The sequence below is a fragment of the Streptomyces bottropensis ATCC 25435 genome, from assembly GCF_000383595.1.
Classification (GTDB): Bacteria; Actinomycetota; Actinomycetes; order Streptomycetales; family Streptomycetaceae; genus Streptomyces; species Streptomyces bottropensis.
Genome location: NZ_KB911581.1, coordinates 7,715,801 through 7,739,572, shown reverse-complemented (window position 1 = coordinate 7,739,572; position 23,772 = coordinate 7,715,801). Strand labels below are relative to the sequence as shown.

The 23,772-nt window shown below is 70.8% G+C and carries 21 protein-coding genes and 1 tRNA gene; 13 read left to right on the top strand and 9 right to left on the bottom strand.

Translation table 11 applies throughout. The features are described from left to right. Window positions 1-71: 71 nt before the first annotated feature. Window positions 72-533, bottom strand: coding sequence for a heme-degrading domain-containing protein (locus STRBO_RS0134310; protein ID WP_005486612.1), 462 nt, complete (start codon window positions 531-533; stop codon window positions 72-74). An 83-nt stretch (window positions 534-616) separates the two neighbouring features. Then, a complete protein-coding gene (locus tag STRBO_RS0134305) occupies window positions 617-1,702 on the bottom strand; it encodes a Gfo/Idh/MocA family protein (RefSeq protein ID WP_020115536.1) in 1,086 nt (361 codons plus the stop codon). 56 nt (window positions 1,703-1,758) lie between these two features. On the opposite strand from STRBO_RS0134305, the gene STRBO_RS0134300 reads away from it, so the two are divergent. The 6 genes from STRBO_RS0134300 to STRBO_RS0134275 all read left to right on the top strand — a co-directional run bounded on the left by STRBO_RS0134300 (window position 1,759) and on the right by STRBO_RS0134275 (window position 7,946). Further along, complete coding sequence (locus STRBO_RS0134300; protein WP_020115535.1) at window positions 1,759-2,979, top strand: ROK family transcriptional regulator; 1,221 nt, start codon at window positions 1,759-1,761, stop codon at window positions 2,977-2,979. 260 nt (window positions 2,980-3,239) lie between these two features. Then, entirely contained in the window at window positions 3,240-4,127 is an 888-nt protein-coding gene (locus STRBO_RS0134295) for a hypothetical protein (RefSeq protein ID WP_063743207.1), read from the top strand. Between the two features lie 174 nt (window positions 4,128-4,301). Then, a complete protein-coding gene (locus STRBO_RS0134290; protein WP_005486608.1) occupies window positions 4,302-5,081 on the top strand; it encodes an HAD-IIA family hydrolase in 780 nt (259 codons plus the stop codon). A gap of 136 nt (window positions 5,082-5,217) precedes the next feature. After that, window positions 5,218-5,892, top strand: a complete 675-nt coding sequence (locus STRBO_RS0134285; RefSeq protein ID WP_005486607.1) for a hypothetical protein — start codon at window positions 5,218-5,220, stop codon at window positions 5,890-5,892. A gap of 8 nt (window positions 5,893-5,900) precedes the next feature. Further along, window positions 5,901-6,611, top strand: a complete 711-nt coding sequence (locus STRBO_RS0134280; protein ID WP_005486606.1) for a class F sortase — start codon at window positions 5,901-5,903, stop codon at window positions 6,609-6,611. Window positions 6,612-6,926: 315 nt separating this feature from the next. Beyond that, window positions 6,927-7,946 carry a glycoside hydrolase family 6 protein gene (locus STRBO_RS0134275; protein ID WP_028796999.1) on the top strand — a complete coding sequence of 340 codons (1,020 nt, stop codon included), beginning with the start codon at window positions 6,927-6,929 and terminating at the stop codon, window positions 7,944-7,946. A 190-nt stretch (window positions 7,947-8,136) separates the two neighbouring features. On the opposite strand, the gene glxA is transcribed toward STRBO_RS0134275, so the two are convergent. The 7 genes from glxA to STRBO_RS0134240 all read right to left on the bottom strand — a co-directional run bounded on the left by glxA (window position 8,137) and on the right by STRBO_RS0134240 (window position 14,882). After that, window positions 8,137-10,074: a radical copper oxidase GlxA gene (glxA, locus tag STRBO_RS0134270; protein WP_005486604.1), complete on the bottom strand. Its 1,938-nt coding sequence runs from the start codon at window positions 10,072-10,074 to the stop codon at window positions 8,137-8,139. After that, window positions 10,071-12,068 (bottom strand): glycosyltransferase family 2 protein, encoded by a 1,998-nt coding sequence (locus STRBO_RS0134265; RefSeq protein WP_005486603.1) that lies wholly within the window; start codon window positions 12,066-12,068, stop codon window positions 10,071-10,073. The genes glxA and STRBO_RS0134265 overlap by 4 nt, the downstream gene beginning before the upstream one ends. Before the next feature lie 349 nt (window positions 12,069-12,417). Next, window positions 12,418-12,494: transfer RNA gene (locus STRBO_RS0134260), tRNA-Lys, on the bottom strand. A gap of 121 nt (window positions 12,495-12,615) precedes the next feature. Beyond that, window positions 12,616-13,062, bottom strand: a complete 447-nt coding sequence (locus STRBO_RS0134255; protein WP_005486602.1) for a hypothetical protein — start codon at window positions 13,060-13,062, stop codon at window positions 12,616-12,618. A gap of 47 nt (window positions 13,063-13,109) precedes the next feature. Next, the gene (locus tag STRBO_RS0134250) at window positions 13,110-13,751 is read right to left on the bottom strand and encodes a hypothetical protein (protein ID WP_020115532.1); all 642 of its coding nucleotides are present in this window, start codon (window positions 13,749-13,751) and stop codon (window positions 13,110-13,112) included. A 56-nt stretch (window positions 13,752-13,807) separates the two neighbouring features. Next, complete coding sequence (locus STRBO_RS0134245) at window positions 13,808-14,443, bottom strand: hypothetical protein (protein WP_005486598.1); 636 nt, start codon at window positions 14,441-14,443, stop codon at window positions 13,808-13,810. Window position 14,444: 1 nt separating this feature from the next. Then, window positions 14,445-14,882 (bottom strand): hypothetical protein, encoded by a 438-nt coding sequence (locus STRBO_RS0134240; protein ID WP_005486596.1) that lies wholly within the window; start codon window positions 14,880-14,882, stop codon window positions 14,445-14,447. Window positions 14,883-15,674: 792 nt separating this feature from the next. On the opposite strand from STRBO_RS0134240, the gene STRBO_RS0134235 reads away from it, so the two are divergent. The 7 genes from STRBO_RS0134235 (at window position 15,675) to STRBO_RS0134205 (ending at window position 23,727) form a co-directional block, all read left to right on the top strand. Continuing rightward, window positions 15,675-17,354 (top strand): peptidoglycan-binding protein, encoded by a 1,680-nt coding sequence (locus tag STRBO_RS0134235; protein ID WP_005486594.1) that lies wholly within the window; start codon window positions 15,675-15,677, stop codon window positions 17,352-17,354. 197 nt (window positions 17,355-17,551) lie between these two features. After that, complete coding sequence (locus STRBO_RS0134230; protein WP_020115529.1) at window positions 17,552-18,697, top strand: SPFH domain-containing protein; 1,146 nt, start codon at window positions 17,552-17,554, stop codon at window positions 18,695-18,697. 151 nt (window positions 18,698-18,848) lie between these two features. Continuing rightward, the gene (locus STRBO_RS0134225) at window positions 18,849-19,466 is read left to right on the top strand and encodes a lytic polysaccharide monooxygenase auxiliary activity family 9 protein (protein WP_005486591.1); all 618 of its coding nucleotides are present in this window, start codon (window positions 18,849-18,851) and stop codon (window positions 19,464-19,466) included. Between the two features lie 120 nt (window positions 19,467-19,586). Further along, a complete protein-coding gene (locus STRBO_RS0134220; protein ID WP_005486589.1) occupies window positions 19,587-20,057 on the top strand; it encodes a DUF3592 domain-containing protein in 471 nt (156 codons plus the stop codon). 40 nt (window positions 20,058-20,097) lie between these two features. Next, complete coding sequence (locus STRBO_RS0134215; RefSeq protein WP_005486587.1) at window positions 20,098-21,744, top strand: long-chain-fatty-acid--CoA ligase; 1,647 nt, start codon at window positions 20,098-20,100, stop codon at window positions 21,742-21,744. 106 nt (window positions 21,745-21,850) lie between these two features. Next, window positions 21,851-23,089, top strand: a complete 1,239-nt coding sequence (locus STRBO_RS0134210; RefSeq protein ID WP_020115528.1) for a sensor histidine kinase — start codon at window positions 21,851-21,853, stop codon at window positions 23,087-23,089. Continuing rightward, complete coding sequence (locus STRBO_RS0134205) at window positions 23,074-23,727, top strand: response regulator transcription factor (RefSeq protein WP_005486584.1); 654 nt, start codon at window positions 23,074-23,076, stop codon at window positions 23,725-23,727. Before STRBO_RS0134210 ends, STRBO_RS0134205 begins: the two co-directional genes overlap by 16 nt. The last annotated feature ends 45 nt before the right edge of the window (window positions 23,728-23,772 follow it).

Sequence of the window (23,772 nt, the reverse complement as noted above, 5' to 3'; positions counted from 1 at the left end):
CGTGGCTTGTCGCGCGGTTCCGGCCGCGCTTCTGAAGGACAAAGACAGGGGGCGCGGCCCGGACCCCGCAGCTACATCGTGCCCTTGAAGCGCTCCAGGGCCTCCACCACCATGGCGTGGTCCTCCAGTTGAGGGAGGCCCGAGACGGTCACTGTGCCGATCACTCCCGCTCCCTCGACGGCCAGTGGGAAGGAACCGCCGTGGGCGGCGTACCGGTCGGGGTCCAGGCGGGACGAGGCCTCGAAGGTCGTGCCCTTGGCCCGGAAGCGGGCGCCGACGAGGTAGGAGGCGTGGGCGTAGCGCTCCACCACGCGGCGTTTGCGGTCGATCCAGGCGTCGTTGTCCGGGGTCGAGCCGGGCAGGGCCGCGTGGAACAGCTGCTGGGGGCCGCGTCGGATGTCGATGGCGACCGGGGCCTCGCCCTCGCGGGCCAGCTCCACCAGCAGGGAGCCCAGCGCCCAGGCGTCGTCGTGCGTGAACCGGGGGAGCACCAGGCGGCGTTCCTGGGCTTCGAGTTCCTCGATCGTCGGCACAGGCACAGGCACAGGCACAGGGGCAGGGACAGGGACAGAGGGGACCGGCGCCGGGTCCGCGGGAGAGGTGGGGCCGGTGGTCGTCACAGTCGCACCGCCACGCCCTCGCGCGCCGACCTGCGCGCCGCCTCCAGTACGTCCAGCGCGGCGGCCGCCTCGTACGCCGTCACCGGGTTCTCGCCGGTGCCGTGCAGGGCGGCGGCCACGGCCGCGTAGTACGCGGGGTAGTCGCCGGGGAGGGTCGGGACGGGGCGGCCGCCACCGGTCAGGGGGGAGTCGCCGGCGCCGACGTGGCCCCAGAGGTCCTCGGGCTCGACGCCCCAGTCGGCGCCGGGGACGGGGCGCTCGCCCTCGCGGAGGGCAGCTTCCTGGGGGTCGAGGCCGTACTTGACGTAGCCCGCCTCGGAGCCCAGCACGCGGAAGCGCGGGCCGAGTTGAGGGGTGACGGCGGAGGCGTAGAAGTGCGAGCGGACGCCGTTCGCGTGGGTGACGGCGATGAACGTGTCGTCGTCCGTCTCGGCGCCGGGGCGGCGCAGGTCGGACTCGGCGTACACGAGCGCGGCGGGGCCGAAGAGGGTGAGGGCCTGGTCGACGACGTGGCTGCCCAGGTCGTAGAGGAGACCTCCGATCTCTGCTGGGTCGCCGGACTCGCGCCAGCCGCCTTTCAGTTGGGGGCGCCAGCGCTCGAAGCGGGACTCGAAGCGGCGGACCTCGCCCAGTTCGCCGTCGGCGAGGAGCCCTCGCAGGGTGAGGAAGTCGTTGTCCCAGCGGCGGTTCTGGAAGACGGACAGGAACAGGCCGCGGGAGTCCGCGAGGGCGGCCAGCTCGCGCGCCTCGGCCGCCGTACCGGCGACGGGCTTGTCGACGACGACCGCGAGGCCCGCCTCCAGGGCGGCGGTGGCCACGGGGACATGCGTCTTGTTCGGGGAGGCGACGACGACCAGGTCCAGCTCGTCCGCCCGGCCCCACAGCTCGTCGGCCGTGGCCGCGAGCCGCACCTCCGGGAACTCGGCGCGGGCCTGGGCCCGCCGCTCCGGGTGCGAGGTGACGACCGTGTCGAGGGTCAGACCTTCCGTCGCGGCGATCAGCGGGGCGTGGAAGACGGAGCCGGCGAGGCCGTAGCCGACGAGCGCGACGCGAGGGGTTCTGCCTGTGCTGGTGCCTGTCATGGCGTCCACTTAAGCAACGCTGTTGCCAAAGTGCAAGCACGAGGGACAATGGAAGGGTGAACGGCAACGGGATCGGCAACGGGATCGGCAACGGTGGTGGTGCGGGCGGCGGCCCGGGCAACGGGGGCCGTCCCCCAGGGGTGACCGGTGTGAATCTGCTCGCCCTGCGCAGCCACAACGGCGCGCTGGTCCTGGACCTGCTGCGCGGCGCCGGGACGGCCGGGATAAGCCGGCTGGAGCTGGCCGAGCGGACGGGGCTCACCCCTCAGGCCGTCAGCAAGATCACCGCCCGGCTGCGGGTGGACGGCCTGCTGACGGAGGCGGGGTACCGGGCCTCCACCGGGGGCAAACCGCGCACCGTGCTGCGGCTCGTGCCCGACGCCGGGCACGCGGTCGGTCTCCACCTCGACCGCGACGAGCTGACGGCCGTCTTGTGCGACCTGACCGGCACGGTGGTCGGGGAGCGGCGGGCGGAGCTGAACCTCGGGGCCGGGGCGGACGCCGTGGTCGAGGGCGCGGCCCGTGAGGTGGAGGCGCTGCTGGCGCGGGCGAGCGAGGGGCGTCCGGCGGCGCCGGAGGACCCCGACGGTGATACCCACGGCTCCTCACTCCTGCCTGTGCTCGGCGTCGGCGTCGCCCTGCCCGGCCCCCTCGACCATCTGCACGGCGTGCTGCACCGGGTCACCGGGTTCCCGGAGTGGGACGGGTTCCCGCTGCGGGCGGCGCTGGTGCGGCGGCTGGGGATGCCGGTGGTGGTGGACAAGGACACCAACGCGGCGGCGCTGGGGCTCGCGGCGACCGCCGGGGCGCACGGGTCCTTCGCCTATCTGCACCTCGGTACGGGGCTGGGGGCGGGGCTCGTGATCGACGGGGCGGTGCACCGGGGGGCGCGGACCCGGGCCGGTGAGTTCGGGCACCAGGTCATCCAGCTGGACGGGCCGCTGTGCGAGTGCGGGAACCGGGGGTGCATCGAGGCGCTGTGCCTCGCGGCGGTGGGGCGCGGGGACGTGGACGAGGCCGCGCGGGTGCTCGGTGCGGGGGTCGCGAATCTCGTGGGACTGCTCGACATCGAGCTGGTGCTGCTGGGCGGGCGCACGATCGAGGCGTGGCCCGAAGCGTTCGTGCGGGGGGTGGGGTTCGTGCTCGACGCGTGGGCTCGGCGGCAGGGGGAGGATCCGGCGGTTCCGGTTCGGGTGGTGGGGGGTGGGGCGTCCGGGGTGGCGGAGGGGGCGGCTCAGTTGCTGCTGGCGCCGCTGTTCGGGCGGGAGGACGGGTGAGGTGAGGGGTGGGCGGGGGCTTGTTGGGTGGGGTGGGTGCGGGGTGGGTGTGGTTGCTCGCGGAGGTTTCCCGCGCCCCTGAAAGCCGGTGCTGCCGTGGGCCACGGGCATCCAGCGGCATCCAGGGCGTCTCCCCCCTCTGCTCCGCTGATCGAGTTCTGAGTTCTGCTCCGCCGATCGAGCGGACTTGGCCCCGAACCCCATCGCCCCAAGGCGTGGCGGCGCTCCCCCGCGCAAGTAGATGGCATGGTCATGTGTTCATGCGACCGTCTACCTGTCTGACCGCTCTTGTCCTTGCCGGCGCAGCCGCCCTCGTCAGTGGTTCCGCGGTGGCGCTCGGCAGTGTCCCCGTTCCCGGTGGGCCCGTGCGCACGGTGCTGGACGACCGGCGGCCCACGTGTGCCGGTGCCGACAGGGGAGCCTTTCCCCTCCGGACCCGGATCCGCGGCGGGCCCCCCACCTATGTCGCCGGCGGCGGCTTCCACGACTGGGCGCTGGAGCTGACCAACACCACCACCCGGACCTGCGGGAACATCCACCCGGTGGTCGTGCTGGTGGACTCCGCGCGCACGCTGAAGCGGACGCAGCCGCAGCTGGAGTACTACGCGGACGCCGAGGACACGGCCCCCCGGCCGGTGACCTTCGAGCGGACCGACTCCGACGAACTGGTCGGGGTCCTCGGCGGAGACGGGACCGGCTTCACCGTGCCCGCGGGCCGCACCCTCACCGTCCGGGTCCGCCTCTCCGTCACCTCCGACGCGGTCGTACCGAACGAGGTCGTGGCCAACGCGGCCGTGGTCGAGCGGCGCGGCGATGACAGCGAGTGGGTGGGGGAGTCCGGCGACTACCGCTTCCGGATCACCGACGGCGAGGAGGAGGACGGGAGCGAGCAGGGGAAGGAACAGAGGAAGGAACAGAGGAAGGAGCAGGAGAAGGAGCAGGGGAAGGAGCACAACGGCCGGGACGGCGGCGGGACCGCGAAGGACGGCGGCGGCGTCGTACGCGGCGAGCCGCGGCCGTACCCCGAGGAGCGCCCGGACGAGCTGGCCGCGTCGGGTGTGCGCGCGGCGCTGCCGTACGTGAGCGGACTGCTGCTCCTGTCCGCCGGCGGGCTGCTGGTCGCGGCGGTCCGCAGGCGGGCGGGCTGACTCCTGGACGCGGCTCGACGCCTGTGACCCGGACCGGCCCCCGCTGACCTGATGAGGGCGGTCTCAGCGGCCAAGATCGGCCTCCTCTTTTCGGCCAGGCCTCACTAGGGTTGGGGCGGGCCCGGAACGCATGGGCGTACGCGGGAATCAGCACAGGTCGGCAGGAGATCGCACATGGCAGAGCGCAAGCCCATCGAGTCGTGGCTCACCGACATGGACGGTGTGCTCATCCACGAGGGCGTGCCGATTCCCGGCGCCGATGCCTTCATAAAGAAGCTGCGCGAGTCCGGGCGCCCCTTCCTGGTGCTCACCAACAACTCGATCTACACCCCGCGCGACCTGCACGCCCGTCTCTCCCGCATGGGCCTGGACGTGCCCGTGGAGAACATCTGGACCTCCGCCCTCGCGACCGCCCAGTTCCTGGACGACCAGCGGCCCGGCGGTACGGCGTACGTCATCGGCGAGGCGGGACTGACGACCGCGCTGCACGACATCGGGTACGTCCTCACCGACCACGAGCCCGACTACGTGGTCCTCGGCGAGACCCGCACGTACTCCTTCGAGGCCATGACGAAGGCGGTCCGGCTCATCAACGACGGCGCCCGGTTCATCGCCACCAACCCGGACGAGACCGGCCCCTCCGCCGAGGGCGCGCTGCCCGCGACCGGAGCCGTGGCCGCGCTGATCACCAAGGCGACCGGGAAGAAGCCGTACTTCGCGGGCAAGCCCAACCCCCTGATGATGCGCACCGGCCTGAACACGATCGGCGCGCACTCCGAGACCAGCGCGATGATCGGCGACCGCATGGACACCGACGTCCTCGCGGGCATCGAGGCCGGTATGCAGACCTACCTCGTCCTCACCGGCCTGACGACCCCGGAGCAGATCGAGAAGTTCCCGTACCGCCCGTCGAAGGTCGTGAACTCGATCGCGGACCTCGTCGACCGCATCTGAACGCGACTCCGGCGCATCTGAACGCGACTCCGGCCACCGGATAAACCCCCGGACACCCGTACGGAGCAGCCGCGGCCCCTCCCCGGGTGCGGCCAGGCGGGCGGCGGGAGAGTCTCATGGTGTCTGGAGGTTCACCATGGGCTCACCACGAGTCACTCTCTGTGCCGGTGCGGTGGTCGCCGCCGCACTGACCGCGTCGGCGCCCCCGGCCCTCGCGGCCGACCCGGGAAACGTCTCGGTGGTACCGGCCTCGCCGTCCCCCGGCAGCGACATCCGGGTGCGGGCCACGGGCTGCGCGGGGAAGACCGCGACGGCCGTCTCGGAGGTGTTCGTCGCGGACGCGCTGCTCACCCGGACCGGCGCCGAAGGCTTCGGCACCCTCGCCGGAGAGACCCGCGTACGGTCCTCGCTCGAACCCGGCACCTACGAGGTACGGCTCACCTGCGCCGGCGAAGTGGCCGCGGACCGGATCAGGGGGACCGTCAAGGTCGGCCGGGGCAGGCCCGAAGCCGCCGGCCCCTCGGCCCCTCGGCCGCCGGGCACCGAGTCCGAGTCCCCCCGGCGGCCCACGTCCCCCGCCTCCCCGGTCGCCCCCGTGCGCGCGGGCGGCGGCGGAGCCGCGGAACGGCTCGCGGCGGCCGGGCCGGTGGACGCTCGGGGCTCGGCCGACCCGGCCAGCTCCATGGACGACGCCCGGCACGCCGGCCCCGGCGCCCGCCACGCGGTGGTCGGCCTGGTCCTCGCCGGGGTCGCGGCGGCGGTGGTCGTGGCGCGGGGCGCGCGCCGCAACCGCGGCCGCGGTACGGAGTAGGGGTCGCCGTGTCGAAACGGGACTACTCCGACGACGGGAGCACGATCGGGGCGATCGCCGGAAGCCGGTCGGGCGGCGGAACCGGCCGTGTCGTCGCCGGTGTCGCCTGGGCCGTGCTGCTGCTCGGTCTGTGGCTGTGGGGCCGCGAGATCACCGACGTTCGTGCGGGCGAGTCCGCGCCCACCACCGGTGACGTCGCGGCGGTCGGGCGCCCCGCCCAGGCCGAACTGCCGCCCGCCGCGCAGCCGTTGCGAGGCGCGCGGCCGCAGCGGCTGGACATCCCCGCGATGGGCGTACAGGCGCCGGTCGTGGCGCGCGGCCTCGACCGCGACGGGGCGATCGAACCGCCCTCCTACGGTCAGCCGGGCGTCGTCGGCTGGTACGCGGGCGGTGCGCGGCCGGGGGCGACGGGCGCCGCGCTGTTCGTCGGACACGTCGACACCGAGACCCGGCCCGCCGTCTTCTACAAGCTGAGCGCGCTGAGCATCGGCGAGAAGATCCGGGTCACCCGCAGCGACGGCAGGATCGCCGAGTTCACCGTGGACGACGTCCAGGTCGTCGGCCGCGACGACTTCGACGCCGAACGGGTCTACGGCGTACGGCAGTCGGGGCGCGCCGAGCTCCGTCTCGTCACCTGCGGCGGCACCTTCGACAAGGCGACCCGCACCTACACGGCGAACGTCGTCGTCTCCGCGTACCTGAGCGGCACGGGACCTTGAGCGGGCAGGCCCCGGCCCCGGGGGGAGCGGGTCGTCGACCGGGCCAGGTGTCCACAGAGGTCGGCCGATGCCGGACTGTATCTGTGACTGGGCGTCATAATCGCCGCCGGAGTGAGGAGTTGAGGCGTGAGCCCGTGCTTCGATCGGTGCTGCGCGGGGCCGTACGAGCGGTTTCCGCCCCTGTCCGGACGTGTCGTCCCACCATCGTGATCAGGAGTCGACAGCACCTGGCCAAGGCCGTCACGACCTCGTGGGCGAGGCGGGATTTATGCCAGGATTGGCGCTTACGACACGGTGCACCCAAGGGGGAGTTGGATGTACGGCAGTAGGGGGGCCGGGGTTCGGGCGTCCGTGGCGGTGGTGGTGGCGTTATCGCTCGCCGGCTGCTTCGGGGGAGACGACGGCGACGGCGAGAAGAACCGCGCCTCCGGATCCGGCATCACCCAACGGCCAAGCGGCACGGCCCCGTTCTGGGTCAATCCGCGGGGGAACGCGGCGGCCCAGGTCGCCGCCTACGAGAAGGCGGGCAAGGACGAGGACGCCCAGCTGATCCGCATGATCGCCGAGCAGCCCACCGGCGAGTGGATCGGCCCGGAGAACCCGGAGCGGGAGGCCAGAGGCTTCACCGAGGCCGCGAAGGAGGCGGACCGGGACGCCGTCCTCGTCCTCTACAACATCCCGCACCGCGACTGCGGCCAGTACTCCGGCGGCGGCGCGGCCGACGGCGACGCGTACCGGGCATGGATCGACGGCGTGGCCCGGGGCATCGGGGACCGGGCGGCCACGGTCGTCCTGGAGCCCGACGCGGTGCTCCACGTGGTGGACGGCTGCACCCCGGAGGAGTTCCACGGCGAGCGGTACGACCTGCTGAAAGGCGCGGTCGAGAGGCTCGGCGCGCTGAAGAACACGAAGGTGTACCTGGACGCGGGCAACGCCGGCTGGGGCGACCCCGAGGAGATCTACGACCCCCTCAAGTGGGCCGGGGTCGAGCAGGCGGACGGCTTCGCCGTCAACGTCTCGAACTTCTACACCACCGAGGACTCCATCGAGTACGGCAGGCAGCTCTCCTCGAAGATCGGCGACAAGCCGTTCGTGATCGACACCAGCCGCAACGGCAACGGCCCCTGGACCGAGGGCGACGAGGACGAACGCTGGTGCAACCCCCCGGGCCGGGCCCTCGGGGAGACCCCGACGACCAGGACCCCGGACGAGCTGGTGGACGCGTTCTTGTGGGTGAAGCGCCCCGGTGAGTCCGACGGCGAGTGCAAGGGCGGGCCCAAGGCGGGGGAGTGGTGGCCGGAGTACGCGCTGGCCCTGGCGAAGGCGTCCGACTGACGGCCCGGTGGGGGCTGGTCGCGCAGTTCCCCGCCCCTGAAAAGCAGGGGCTGCGCCCTCTGCTTTTCCTCGGCACGCAGGGGGCCGGGCTCAGGCTCCTAGGGGCGCGGGGACTGGGCGACCAGCCCCCGCGCACCCGCACCCGCACCCGCACCCGGAAACGAACCCAGGACCAACCCCCGGCCAACCCCTACGGCACCTTCACCCACCGCGCGGCGCTCGGCGTCCCCGCCTTGTCCGTCACGAACAGCATGTACCACCCCGACTGCACCAGATTCCGGTTCTTCGGCACGCTCACCGTGATCCGGTCGCCGTCCGCCACGAAGTCCACCTCGATCGACTTCTGGTCCACGTCCGTCACATGCGTCGACGCACTCGGCCGGATCAACCGGGCCGACCTGACCGCCGAGGCGTCCCGCGCACCGAACGTCGCCGTCCCGCCGCGCGCGACCGTCTTCGGCCCACCCGTCAGCGTCGGCCGTGCGTCCCGGAACAGATACGGCGGCGTGTAGATCTCGATCCGCTGCTCGAACTCCCCCGGCTTGGTGTTGGCCTTGTCGGCGTACAGGGAGTCCGACCCGAAGAAGACGACCCGCCCGTCCGGCAGCAGGATCGACCCGGAGTGGTAGTTCCGGCCGACCAGCGGGTCGGCCACCCGCCGCATCCCGCCCGTCCTCGCGTCGTACAGCCGCGCCTCCAGGATGTTGGAGTCGCCGCGCCCGCGGTAGTCCTCCGAGCCCCCGGAGATGAGCACCGTGTCGTCGGGCAGGATCGAGGCCTGCGGATACCGCGTGCCCTTCGCCAGCTCCGGCCCGTCCACGAACCTCGGCTCGTCCGCCAGCAGGTCGATCAGCCGGGTCCTCTTGCTGGACCGCTCCGACTCACCGACCCCGCCACCCCCGATGACCATGTACTTCTCGTCCTGCGCCGGAGGCAACAGCACGGTCCCGGCGGTCTCCAGCAGCTTCCCGTCGCTCATGCCGGGCAGCTTCGTGAACGTGTTGGTCCGCAGGTCCCAGACACCCGGGTCGCGCCCGATGTCGTCCGGCCCGTACCCCGCGTTCGCGCCCGAGTAGAACAGCTTGCCGTTCTGCATCAGGGAGATCGCCGGGTACGTCGGGAACTGCTGGACGCCCTTCGTGTACGTCCACTTCTTCGTCCCGGGGTCGTAGATCTCGTTCTTGCCCGGCACGAGCTGACCGATCTCGTCGAGGCCGGACAGCGACAGCACGGTGCCGTCCGACAGGGTCGTGAGCGTCGGGTACCAGCGGGCCTCGTTCATCGGGTCGACCTTGATGTACTTCTCGGCGACCGGGTCGAACTCGTAGGCGTCCCTGATCCCCTGGAAGTCCTTCTTGTCGAGAGCGAGCTTCTGCGCGATGCCGTAAGTGTTCCGCGCGTCGTCGCCCCTCAGGCCCACGACCCGGTAGTTGTCCTCGGTACCGGTCTCGTACCTCCTGCCGCGCCTCTCGGCCTCGACGTAGGCGCGCGCGATCCCCGGCTTGTTGCCGGTGAACTTCCCGGTGTCCGGATCGAAGGTCTTGACGGCCTTCTTGATGTCGACGGTGTCCTTGAGGACGAAGGTCCTGCCGTTCTCCTTGCCGACGAACCTGGTCCCCGCCTCGATCCTCATCCGTTTGTCGGGGTTCTCGTTGTGGATGATCATCAGCCCGCCGGCCTTGGTGACGTCACCCTTCAGCTTCTCGTAGCGCTTGGTGCCGCCCGCGATCAGCAGATTGCCGTTGGACAGCTGGGTGTGTCCCGTGCAGAACAGGTCGGCCGGGGTCGGCACCCGCTTGATCGTCTGCTTGACCGGGTCCCAGACGCGGGTGTCGAACTTCTTCTTGTCGAAGTTGTCGGCGTCGTTCCCGGAGCCCGCGATCAGCAAGATCTTGCCGGTGTGCAGAAGCGCGGCGTGGATCGTGTTCTGCCGGTACTCCGGAGGGAACTCGACGACCTTCCACTGCCCGTTGGCGGCCTTGTACTCCGGCCTGTTGATCTCGTACTCGTGGTACTTCTCCGTACTGAAGCGGTACACCCAGGGCCCGTTCGTCCCCGCGAGCGCGAGGACCACCGCCCCGCCGATCGCGAGGCGACGGGCGCGGCGGCGGCCTGCACGGTCCTTCATTCCTTACGTCCCCCCAGTCCGCCCAGGGCGATCTGCATGGTCTGCTCGCTACTCCCGCTGCCCGACCCGGACGCGGCCCAGCTCGGCTTGTGATGAGGAGCGTGGGGTGCGGGTGGGGCGTGGGGTGCGGGCTGTGGCGCGAAGGGCGCGGGCGCCGCCTCGGGCGGTGCCACCATCGAACCCCGCAGTTCGGCGGCCGCGGCGGCCTTCTTCCTGTCCTGGCGCAGCATGTAGCGCCAGGCGACGATGGGGAGAGCGGTGATCATCATGGCGAAGACGGCCCAGATGATCATCGCGGGGTGCGAGTTGCCGAAGACGAACCCGGCGGCGATCGAGGCCCCGAAGATGAGGATGAAGTACCAGTGGTACCGGAAGGTGCCGAACCACCGGTCGGGGCTCGCCGAGTCGCCCTTGGGCGTGACCACGAACTTGCTCTTGCGGCGCAGGGCCGAGTCGATCAGTGCCTTCGCGTAGAGCGGCGCGGACAGCGCGGACATCACCATGCCGGCCACACCCCCGGAGCCCTCCGGCTCGTGCGGGGAGACGTTGTGCCGGCGGTTCCAGACGTACAGGCCTATCTGGAGCGCCGAGGCGTTGCCGTAGAGCATCAGCCACACGGTCGGATCGATGTTCACGCCCGAGGCGCCCAGGCCCAGGAACAGGGCGCAACTCAGCGCCGCCAGGATCCAGTTGAGGGCGGACATCGGGTAGAAGATGATCATCATGGTGTAGTTGAAGAGCTTGCTCGGCGGCAGCGAGTACCAGCCCTTCCAGTACTGCTTGAGAATCGTCTCGTAGGTGCCCCGCGACCAGCGCATCTGCTGGGTGAAGAAGTCCGTCCAGGCGCTGGGTCCCTCGCCCACCGCGAGCACGTCCGGCGTGTAGACCGAGCGCCATTTCTTGCCCGTGGCCGGGTTCTTGTGACGGTGGATCTCGAAGCCGGTCGCCATGTCCTCGGTGATGGAGTCGTAGAGTCCGCCGATCTGCTTGAGTGCCCTGATCCGCACGGCGTTGGAGGTGCCGACGAACATGGGGGCGCCGTACCGGTTGCCGGCGCGCTGGATCAGCGCGTGGAACAGGAACTGCTGGGACTCGGCGGCCTTGGTGACGAAGTTGTCGTAGTTGCCGTACACCTGGGGGCCGATCACGAAGCCGATGTTCGGGTCCCGGAAGAAACCGAGCATCCGCTCCAGGTAGTTGGGCAGCGGGATGTGGTCGGTGTCGACCGAGGCGAAGAAGTCGTAGTCGTCGCCGTGGGCGTCCAGCCAGGCGTTGTAGTTGCCGTGCTTGGTCTTGGCGCGGTGCGGACCCTTCGGCTGGTTCCACTTCGCGATGCCCTTGCGGGAGAAGTGGTGCACGCCGAGGCGCGCGCAGACCGCCTTCACGGCGGGGTCGTCGCCCTCGTCGAGCAGCCACACGTGCAGCAGCCCGCGGTGGCGCAGCCGCACCGCGGCCTCCAGGGTCTTCGTCACCATCTCCAACGGTTCCTTGCCGGGCACGAAGGAGGTGAGGAAGGCGACTCTGGTGCCGGTCTCGGGCACCACCGGGATCGGGTCGCGGGCGACCAGGGTGGCGTGCGCGTTCGACAGGACGTTCATGCAGCGGAAGAACTCGATCAGGCCGATCGAGACCAGCATGACCATGTCGAGGGCGGGCAGGAAGTCGTACTCGACGTAGTCGCGCTTGGTCCAGTGCTCCTGCTGCAGCAGCCAGCCGAGCAGGACCAGGGAGAGCAGCGGCGCCGCTGCCAGCATCAGGGCGACCCGCAGACGGTGCGGCTCCTGCGAGATCAGGGAGCGGTACTGCACCGTGTAGGGCTTGGTCGGATCGGGCTGGGTGAGCGGTCCCGCGAGGCGGCTGTAGTGCTCGTAGTCGTATCTGGGAAGGTTCTTGCGCAGTTTGCGGAATGCTCCGGTCCGGTGCGACGGCGTCTTGAGCCGGGTCGTTTCGGATGGATCGTTGTTGTGCCGGGCGCCCGTCGGCGTCGACGTCATGAGTCATTCCCCCCGCACACACATCGAGTGTGTGTTCGTCGGTCTTTCATCCGAATCGGTCCCCCTCGACCGTTACGGACACATCAGTGCGTCATCGTCACCATGTGATCTACACCATGGAGACACGGGGCGACGGCCATCCGGTTGCATTGATGCCCCCTCGGCATCTTTTGTTCCTGAGCGCCTACGTCATGTGTTTTAGTGCGGGCGTGTCTTCGGTACTTACCGGTCGTAACGCCCTCATGGGGGCATTGCCGGAGAACCCGTCGGGGCGTGTACGGAGAGGGTGCGCGTGCGGACAGGCACACATACGGAGAGGCCCCTCGCGCTCGCGAGGGGCCTCTCCGGGTGGTGCGCCGCCAGGGACTCGAACCCCGGACCCGCTGATTAAGAGTCAGCTGCTCTAACCAACTGAGCTAGCGGCGCGCGAGAAAAAGTCTAGCGGAGGGACGGGGGTGCTCCCGACCGCCTGCGCCCGCGCGCATCGGACGGGAAACGGCCGGCCGCCCGGCTCCCGGCAGGGGAGTCGGACGACCGGCCGGCGTGCTCAGCCCTTGACGTAGAACTGGCTGATCGTCCGGTTCTTGACCTGGAACACGTTGTCCGCGCGCAGCATGCCGTTGCAGACGTCGTCCCCGTGCTTGGAGTTCAGGACGTCCTGGGAGTACCACTCACAGGTCACGTTCTGCAGCCGCTGCCGCGAGCCCCACTTCACGCCCAGGTTCACGGTCTCCTGCGGAGGGTTGCCGACCCGGTCCGTCCTGTTGACGGCGACGTCACAGGCGACGCCATCGCTCTTGGGCACCTCGATCACCCGGGACCAGGTGACTTCCTTCTGGCCGTTGTCGTAGTAGCCCGTCCAGTAGTTCCCGCAGATACGGGAGCCGGACTGGGCCTCGGCCGTGCCGGGGACCGCGAGGGCGAACAGTGCCCCGGCCGCCATTCCCGCGGCGGCCAGCATCGCCGTGCGCCGCTTCACGAGCTTGATCCTCATGGGTGTCTCCTTGGCTCGAAAAAAGAAGGTGAAAGTGAACTGGCTTGTCACATACGGCCGTTGACGGCATAGCCGACCTTTTCCTTCTCGAACACGTTCCGGGTCCAGCTGCCGAAACGGGCGCTTCCGTCCCATTCGTAGGTGGTGCCGCCCTGGCAGCCGCGGTTCGTCCGTACCCAGCCGCCGGAGAAGTCGCCCTGGGTCCAGCGGCGGACCGCGACCTGAATGGGCTGGGCCACGTCACCGCCGTTGAGGTGCACGGTCCACGTGAAGTTGGTGCTGATCTCGGTGTTCTTCTGATAGCCGCCGACCAGCGGAAGCACGACGTTGTACCACTTCTTGGAGGGGGAGCTGGCGTTACCGAGATCGGTACCGCCGCCGACCGCCCAGCCGGTGTTCGTCGTCTTCGACTTCGACCATGCGTAGTCGCAGGTCCGGCCCCGGGGGCACTGGAACTCGGTGCCGCGCCAGACCCAGTCGTCCCAGGTGCCGGCCGCCCGCTGGCGGGTGATCGAGCGGGTGACCTGGCCGCCGCCCGTGCCGGGGACGATCTGCGCGCCGTCGGAGTAGCTCTGGCTGAAGCACTGAGTGGCGGCACTGGCCGTGCCCTCGGTCGTGGCCAGTGCGGCGACGGCGAGAGCCCCGCACATCAGCATGCGATGCCACATCGCTTTACCGGGCATGATCATGTCCTTTCCTGGAGGATGATGTACCGCGTGAATGTCGAGCGTGCCGGGAGGGGCGGTCACATACGGCCGTTGACGGCGTAGCCGACCTTTTCCTTCTCGAATACGTTCCGGGTCCAGCTGCCGAACCTGATATCACCATCCCATTCGTAGACGGTGCCTCCCTGGCAGCCCCTGTTCGTCCGTACCCAGCCGCCGGAGAAATCGCCCTGGGTCCAGCGCCGAACCGCTACCTGAATGGGTTGACCGATGTCGCCGCCATTGAGATGGACGGTCCAGGTGAACGAGGTCCTGATCTGTGTGGTCTTCTGATAGCCGACCACCAGGGGAATCAGGGCGTTGTACCACTTCCCGGAGGGCGAACTGGTGTTGCCCAGATTGGTGCCGCCGCCGATGGCCCAGCCGGTCGTGGTCGTCTTGGATTTCTCCCACGCGTATTCGCAGGTCCGTCCTCGGGGGCACTGGAATTCGGTGCCGCGCCATATCCAGTCGTCCCAGGTGTCGGCCGCCCGCTGGCGGGTGACCGAGCGGGTGACCTGGCCGCCGCCGGTGCCGGGGACGATCTGCGCGCCGTCGGAATGGCTCTGGCCGAAGCACTGGGTGGCCGCACTGGCCGTGCCCTCGGTCGTGGCCACCGTCGCGAGGACGAGCGCTCCGCACATCAGGACGCGATGCCACATCGTTCTGCCGCGCATGTCAGTACACCTGCGACCACTCGACGGGCGTGCGGTTCGCCACCTGGCCGATGAGGTCCACCCGGTTCATGGTCAGGCACGGGTCCTCGCCGTACTTGTCGTTGAACAGGTCGCCGGCGTCCTCGCAGGTCCAGGACCGCATGGGCTGGCGCGGGTTCCATGTCACCTTGCCGTAGCCCGGCAGCTCCCGGCCGTTGATGCTGTTGGTCTTGTCGATGACGCGCAGGCAGATGCCGAAGTCGACCTTGGGCACCTCCAGCACCTTGGCCATGATCCCGACCGTCTTGCCGTTGGCACGGGCCTCCCAGTAGTTCCCGCAGATGCGGGATCCCGACTGTGCCGCGGCCGTGCCCGGCAGCGTGACCGTGGTGGCCGCCGCCGCTGTGATCACAAGAGCGGCCAGGACCGCCTTGCGCCTGAACGGGAGTGCGATCGCCATTGATGTCTCCTTGGGGTCCGCGAAACGGGCCTCCGAAGAGGTCCGAATTCGAGGGTGGGGGGTGGTCGGCCATCAATATGGAGCGCCTTGCGGTGTGAAGTCAAGACTTCAAAAACCTTATTCGGGCGACTTCTCAAATCGCGTCAGAAAGTTATTCCGGGGCATGCAGAAGCACCCCTTGAGCGTCTCCGAAAAAGGGCAGGGAAACGTGAAAAGGGGTCGCGGAAATAAGGTGCGGTGAGGGGTCGCGAAAAGGGGTCGCGAAAAGAGCGGCTCTGCGCGTGTGCGCGTGTGCGGGTGGGGGTGGGTGGGGGTGGCTCTACGGCTCCCAAAGAAGGTGGGGGGTCTTTGGTTCACGGCTCTGCTGCAGCGCTGATCATGCAGCCGACGGAGCCCGAGCGTCAAGATCGGTCATCAATGGACTCAATGAACGAAACGCTACCCGGGAGTCACTTTCGCGTAATTACCGGACCGTTCGGTAACCATTAATTACCGGACCGTTCGGTAACCGGGAATTGCTGAAAGGTTTCTTCGTTCTTCGGCGCACCAGGGGTCGCGGTCGGTGACCCTCCGAGGTCCCTCCGAGGTCCCTCCGAGGTCGGCCGGCCGGGGCACCGGGGAACCTGGGCGACAGTGAGCGGCACCGAGGCTCCGTCGCGGCCCGTGTCGACCGGACGCGGCGCGGGCGTGTACATCATTTGGACCGTCAGCATGCGACACCGGAGGACAGTTGAGAAACTGACGGGCGTGCAGAAGCGTGGAATTCTTCGGTCGGTTCGCGAGGGGAATCGTATGGGGACTCCGGTGTTCGAGGAGATCGATCCGGGGACCGATTGCGAATGCCCCGGCTGTGTCCACTGGCGACGGGTCATGCCCTACTCGGCCCAGTACGCCCATGCGGGTCACCCGGCGGCCAGAACTGTCAGGAACGCCCTCGTCGTGGCCACCGCCGCCGGCGCCGCACTCGGCGCGGGGCAGGTCGTGCCGGCCGTCGCGGCGACCCATGGACCGGCTCGCCCCGGTGCCGTTCCCGCAGGTGAGGGCCCTGACACCCCGCAGGGCAAGAAGGCTCCGCTGCACGGGCCCCGCAGTCGTCCGGCGGACGGGGAGAAGCCGCCGAGGGAGGTGACGATGCCGCCCACCACTCGCGCCGAAATCATCAGGAGAGCCAAGAGCTGGATTCAGGCCGAGGTGCCGTACAGCATGCGCGAATACTGGTCCGACGGTTATCGGCAGGACTGCTCGGGGTTCGTCTCGATGGCCTGGAACCTCCCCGGGAACGAATGGACGGGAAGTCTCGACAAGTTCGCGCAACGCATTTCGAAGGACCGGCTGGAGCCGGGCGACATGCTGCTCTTCCATAACCCGAAGGACCCTCGGAAGGGCTCGCACGTCGTCATTTTCGGCGGCTGGACGGACGACGCGGAGACCCACTACATCGCCTACGAGTCGGCCCGCCCGTACGCCCGCAGGCAGGTCACCCCGTACGGGTACTGGGACAACGCCGCCCGCTATGTGCCGTACCGCTACAAGGGGCTGATCACGGACGACGGCGCGGATCGGCCGGACGACGGGACGGATGACGCCGGGGGCACCGGCACGTCCGCCGAACCGCCGAAGGCACTGCGGACGCCGGGCGCGAAGGGGGCCGCCGGGCCGCCCGGCGGGGACCGCTTTCCGGGCCCCGAGGCCTTCGGGCCCGGCGCGCAGAACACGTACGTGGCCCGGCTGGGGCAGATGCTGGTGCAGCGCGGCGGGGCCCGCTTCTACACCGGCGGGCCGGGGCGGATCTGGTCGGACGCCGACCGTAGGGCCACCCGGGCGTTCCAGCGGGCGCAGGGCTGGTCGGGCCACTTCGCCGACGGCACTCCGGGGCCCCTGACCTGGTCGTATCTGGTCACCGGGCGGGGCCGGAACATTCCACCGGACGGAAACCCGGGCCCGAGCGGGAAGCCGGCGACGCCCGAGCCGCCGGTGGTGCACCGGCCGTCGGGGAGGCCGGGAGCGTCCGGGATTTCACGCCCGCCCGGCACCTCGGGCACCACTGGCATCCCCGCCGCTTCCGGTACGTCCGCCACCTCCGGGACCCCGTCGGGAGGGTCCGCCCCGCGCGGCGCGCCGCAGCGGCCCGGGACCCTCGGAAAGTCCGCCCCGCCGAGGAACGCCGCGGAACCCATGGCTCCCCGGACGCCCATGGCTCCCATGGCCCCCGTGCCGCCCGCCTCGCACGGCGTCCTCGGCTATCCGGGGCGTGGCATGTTCCGGCCGGGCGCGGACAACGCGTATGTCACCCGGCTGGGGAAGCAGTTGGTGAAGAAGGGATTCGGCAAGTACTACACCTCGGGCCCGGGGTCGCGCTGGGGCGAGTCGGACCGGCGGAACGTGGAGGCGTTCCAGCGGGCCCAGGGGTGGCGGGGCGGCGCGGCGGACGGCTATCCGGGCCCCGAGACCTGGCGCCGGCTGTTCTCCTGACGGCAGACAACCGACAGCCGGACCCACTCCCTCCAGGCCCACTCCCTCCAGGCCCACTCCCTCCGGAACGCGGACCTACCCCTCGGCCTCTCCCATCCCTCGACCTCTCCCACCCTCGGCCTCTCCCAAGCTTTTCTCCCCCTCTCCACCGAAAGCTCTCAGCACGGTTCTTCCTGCGCGGAGGCATGGAGGCAGGTATGAGTACGACCATCCCACCCACACCGGAGCCCGAGGGGCCCGCGCGGCCCGCCCGGCTCATCCAGAACGAGACCACCACCGAGATCCCCGTACACCTGCTCTTCCGGGACGACCCCGTCCCGGTCGTCGTCCCGGTCACGCCCGCCGTCGTGGGCCGGCGGCGCGGGACCGGCGAGCAGCCGCGGGTGCGGCAGGGGCCCGCGTCCGCCAAGCCGTGCCCCGCCGTCCGGGTCGACCCCGAACTGGTCGAACGGTCGGCGCGGGTGGTGCCCGGAGTGCTGGGAGTGCTGGGCGGGGCCTGCGGGATGGCCGGATGCGTCCTCACCTCCTGGTGGGCCGGGGTGCTGCCGGAGCTCGTGGCGCGAGGGCTCGGACTGCCGACGGCGTACGCGGGTGCCGGACTCGGACCGGCGCAGTGGGCGGCGTACGCCGGGGCCGGGGCCCTGACGATGTTCGGGTTCGGCGGGCTGGCGCGGGGGCGGACCGGAGGGGCCTGGGTGCTCGGTCTCTTCGGGCGCTACCGGGGGACGGTCCGCCGCACCGGCCTGCTCTGGGTGAACCCGCTGGTGCTGCGCCGCCGGGTCGACGTACGGCTGCGGCACTGGCGCAGCGAGCCGATGGCGGCCGTCGACGCGAACGGCGTCGCGATGCGCGTCGTCGCCCTGGTGGCGTGGCGGGTCAGGGACACCGCGCGGGCGGTGCTCGGGGTCGAGGACCACGAGCGGTACCTGCGGGAGTGCGTGGAGGCGGCGGTCTCCCGGGTGCTGGCGCAACTGCCCGCGGACGTACCGCCGGGCGCGCTGGTCCGGGACGCGACGCTGCGGAACACGGAGGCGGTGGGCGAGGCGCTGACGCGGCTGGTGGCGGCGGACGCGGCGCCGGCGGGGGTGGAGGTCTTCTCGGTCCAGCCGACCCGGATCGAGTACGCGCCCGAGGTGGCCGCCGTGATACAGCGCCGCCGGATCGCCGCGCTCGACGCCCAGCACCGCGACACCGTCCTCACCTCCGTCGTCGACTCGGTCGAGGACACGGTCACCCGGCTGACCCTGCGCGGCCTGGTCGAGCTGGACGACTACGAGCGCAAGGCGCTGGTGAAGGACCTGACGGTGGCGTTCTACACAGGGCGTCGCGAGGTGTCGCCCTGAACTGCCGGAGCCTGCCTGAACCGCCGAGACCGCCCCGGACCGCTGAATCGACATGGGCGTGCTTTTGATATGGACACGGTCAACGGTCGCCCATAATCTGGGACTTGGTCTAGACCTGGAAACTACCCCACGTACTCCAGGGAGCGGCAGCATGCGCCATCACGCGCGTAACAGGACCAAGTGGTACGCGGCCGCGGTCGGCCTGGCCACCACCGGAGCGTTCGTGCTCTCCAGTGGTGGCGCCACCGGCCACGGCTACACCGACCTCCCCGTCAGCCGGCAGAAGCTCTGCCAGAACGGCTCCGTGACGAACTGCGGCGACATCCAGTGGGAACCGCAGAGCGTCGAGGGACCGAAGGGCTTCCCGGGCTCAGGGCCGGCTGACGGCCGGCTGTGCTCCGGTGGCAACAGCAGGTTCAACCAGCTCGACGCGTCCACCAGGCCGGGCGGCGGCGCCTGGCCCACCACCAGGGTGACGGGCGGCCAGAACTACACGTTCCGCTGGCAGTTCACCGCCATGCACGCCACCTCCGACTTCAAGTACTACGTCACCAGGGCGGGCTGGAACCAGAACCACGCCCTGACCCGCTCCGACCTCAACCTGACCCCGTTCTTCACCGTCCCCTACAACGGTCAGCGCCCCCCGTCCACGCTCTCCCACACCGGCCGTCTGCCGTCCGGGCTGAGCGGTCACCACGTCATCCTCGCGGTCTGGACGATCGCGGACACCGCCAACGCGTTCTACGCCTGCTCGGACGTCACCTTCTGAGCCTCGGCACCACCGGCCCCGCGAGTTCTGAGCCTCACTTGAGCTGCGCGGGGCCCCCACCCGGGTACGTTCCCCACACGCCGCCGACCAGGGCGGCCACCGAACTTCCGGGGGAACACGATGGACGTCTTCTTCTACCTCATTCCCGTGGTCATGATGGCCTTCATCGCCTTGATGGCCTACCGGACACTGAACCGCTGGCTCCGCATCAGAGGTGCCTGGAACAGCGGACTGACGGCCGAGGCGCGCTGTCTGAAGACCTTCACGACGGTCAGCAAGAGCATGGGTGAGCACAGCAGCCTGCACACGACGATCCACCACGTGTACGAGTTCACGACGCACGACGGCCGCGCCGTCCGCTTCGAGGAGGAGGACGGGCCGATGACGACGGTCGAGGGCGACTTCGTCACCGTCCACTACACCGGCGGCCCCGACGTGGCGGCCACCGCCCACGCGCCCGGCCGGCGCGTCAAGCAGGCCGCGGCCGGCCTCGGCCTCCTGACCTTCCTCGGGGTGGCCTTCGCGTTCTGCGTGTTCTTCATGGTCACCTACCACCGGTTCTCCACGGACTCCTCGTTCCCGACGCCGTGACCCTCCACAACTGACGGAACGTCAACTACCGTGCGCCGACATGGAGTCCACGAGGTGCACGGTCGCAACTCTCGTCGCCGACCGGTGGGACGACCACCGGCCCGGGCTGTGGTTCGAGGAACAGATCCTGACCCACCACGAGGTCGCCGCCGGAGCCGCCGCCCGCGCGGCCCTGCTCGCCGACCTCCTGCCACCCGACGCCGAACCGCACCTCGGCGTCCTCCTCGACAACACCCCGGAATTCCCCCTCTGGCTGAGCGCGGCGGCCCTCGCGGGCGCCGCCGTCGCCGGTATCAACCCCACCCGCCGGGGCCCCGAACTGGCCCGCGACATCCTGCACACCGAATGCCGGCTCCTCATCACGGAACGGGCCCACCTGCCCCTGCTGGCGAACCTCGAACTCATCGGCGTACGCGTACTGGTGACGGACACCCAGGCGTACGCCGACCTGCTCGCCCCGTACGCCGACGCCACACCCGACCCGACCCGTGCCACCCCCGCCGACCGGCTCCTCCTCTACTTCACCTCCGGCTCCACCGGCGCCCCCAAGGCCGCCCTCTGCTCCCAGGGCCGGCTCGCGGCGGCCGGCCGGGCACTGGTGGACCGCTTCGGGGTCCGGCGGGACGACGTGCACTACATCTGCATGCCGCTGTTCCACGGCAACGCGGTCATCGCCGACTGGGCCCCCGCCCTGGTCGCCGGCGCCGGGATCGCGCTACGGCGCCGGTTCTCCGCCTCCCGGTTCCTGGACGACGTACGGGCGTACGGGGCCACGTACTTCACCTACGTCGGACGGGCGGTGCAGTACGTGCTCGCCACCGAACCCCGCCCCGACGACCGCGACAACCCCCTGCGCATGGGTTTCGGCACGGAGGCGGGGGCCGTGGACGCGGCGGCGTTCGAGAAGCGGTTCGGGGTCCGGCTCGTGGAGGGGTACGGGTCGTCCGAGGGCGGGGCGGCGATCCAGCGGACGCCCGGAGCACCACCGGGGGCGATCGGCCGGGCGGCACCCGGCGACGACCTCGCGGTGGTCGACCCGCAGACCCGTAAGGAGTGCCCGCCCGCCCTCCTCGCCGACGACGGCCGCCTGCTCAACGGCACCGAGGCGATAGGGGAGTTGGTCAACCGCGGCCCCAACCCCTTCGAGGGCTACTGGCGCAACCCGGAGGCCGACGCCGCCCGCCGCCACGACGGCTGGTACTGGACCGGCGACCTCTTCTACCGCGACACCGGCGGCTTCCTCTACTTCGCCGGCCGCACCGACGACCGCCTCCGCGTCGACAGCGAGAACCTCGCCGCCGCCGTCATCGAGAACATCCTCGCCCGCTACGAGGGCGCCGAGGCCGTCGCCGTCTACGCCGTCCCCGACCCGGTTGCCGGGGACCAGGTCATGGCGACGATCGCGGGTGACTTCGACCCCGAGGGCTTCGCCGAGTTCCTGGTGTCCCAGCCCGACCTGGGGACCAAGATGACCCCCCGCTTCGTACGCGTCGTCGCGTCCATGCCCGTCACCGCCACCAACAAGATCCAGCGCACCACCCTGCGCCGGGAGGGCTTCCGCTGCCCGGATCCGGTCTGGTGGCGTCCACCGGGGAAGTGGGCGTACCGGAAGTTCTCGGCGGTGGATCTGGCACGGCTGGTGACGGAGTACCGGGCCCGGGGGCGGGAGGGGTTGCTGGTGCGGTAGGGGGGTGGTGGCGGGCGGGACGACGGGCAGGTATACCCAGCCCCACCCTCCGAACACCCCCCACCCCCATGGCCACCCCCCACCGCCCCCGCCTACCGTGACGACCATGATCCGAACGGTCGTACGGGATGTGCCGCGCGCGGTGGCGTATCTGCTCAGCGGCGTGCTGGTGGGTGCCCCGCTGCTGCTGGTGCTCCTGGTTCTGGGTGCCCTGGGACTCGCCCTGGCGCCGGTCCTGGTCGGGCTGCCGCTGCTCGCGGTGGCCGTCCTGTCGGGCATCCCCGTCGGCGCGCTCGAACGGCGGCGGCTGGCCCTGACGCGCACCCCGTCACCGCCCGACCCGCACGTCACCCCGGCCGAACCCGGGCTCGCCGCGTGGGCCCGGCTGCGGCTGGCCGAGCGGGCGACCTGGCGCGAACTGGCGTACACCGGGCTCCTCGGCCTCGTGCTGTGGCCGCTGGACGCGATCGTGGTGGCGGGGGCGCTGGGCCTGCCCGGCGCGATGATCGCGGCGCCCGCGCAGCTGGCGGCCGGCGGCAGTGAGAGCCCGGAGGCGCGGATCGCCAAGCTCTGGCTGATCGACTCCTACGGTCAGGCCCTGCTGTGCACGCTCGCCGGCGTCGCCCTCCTCCTCGCCCTGCTGTGGCCCCTCGTCCAGTACGCGCGGGCCCGCGCCGCGCTCGCCCGGCTGCTGCTCGGCCCGAGTGAGGCCGAGGCGGAACGGCGGCTGGCCGAGGTGACGCGGTCGCGGGCGCGGCTGGTGGCGGCCTTCGACGCCGAGCGGCGCAGGATCGAGCGGGATCTGCACGACGGGGCGCAGCAGCGGCTCGTGTCCCTGAGCATGACCCTGGGCCTGGCCCGGCTCGACGCCCCGCCGCAGTTGGCCGGCCGGTTGGCCGCCGCCCACCAGGAGGCCGAACAAGTCCTGGGCGAACTACGCGAGTTGATCCACGGCATCCACCCTCAGGTCCTCGCCGACTACGGCCTCCCGGAGGCCCTCGCCGACGCCGCCGACCGGTCCGCCGTACCCGTGCGACTGGACGTCGACCTCCCCCGGTTCGCCGAATCCGTCGAGTCCGCCGCGTACTTCGCGGTCCGGGAGGCCCTCGCCAACATCGCCAAGCACAGCGGGGCCCGTCGGGCCCGGATCGTCGGACGGCACGCGGGCGGGCTGCTGCGGCTGGAGGTGGAGGACGACGGGACGGGCGGTGCCGACCCCGCACGGGGGACCGGCCTCACCGGACTCGCCGACCGGCTCGCCGTGCTCGATGGGACACTGTCCGTCCACAGCCCGGCCGGCGGCCCGACCGTCCTGTCCCTGGAGATCCCGTGCCCGCAGCGCTGAAGATCGTGCTCGCCGAGGACAGCGTGCTGCTGCGGGAAGGACTCGTAGGTGTCCTGACCCGGTTCGGGCACGAGGTCGTCGCGGCGGTCGGGGACGCGGAGTCGCTGATCACGGCCGTACGGTCGTACGTTCCCGACCTCGTCGTCACCGACGTACGGATGCCGCCCGGCCTCTCCGACGAGGGCCTGCGCGCCGCCCTCGCCCTACGTGCCGCGAACCCCGCCCTGCCCGTCCTCGTCCTCAGCCAGTACGTCCAACGGGCCTACGCGGCCGAGCTGCTGGACACCGGAGACGGCACCGGCGTCGGCTATCTCCTCAAGGACCGTATCGGCCAGGTCGAGCAGTTCGCGGAGGCGGTGGAGCGGGTCGCGGCCGGGGGGACGGTCGTCGACCCCGAGGTCGTACGGCAGCTGCTGCGGCGCCGGCGTGATCCGCTGGCGGCGCTCACCCCGCGCGAGCGGGAAGTGCTCGCGCTGGTCGCCGAGGGCAGGTCGAACGGGGCGATCGCCCGCGAGCTCGTCGTCACCGAGGCGGCCGTCGGCAAGCACATCGGCAACATCCTGGGAAAGCTGGACCTCCCACCGGCCGAGGACACACACCGTCGGGTGCTGGCGGTCCTGGCGTACCTGCGGGGGTGACGTGACGCGCGGAGGAGGAGAACCGCGGAGGGAGGAGCCACGCAG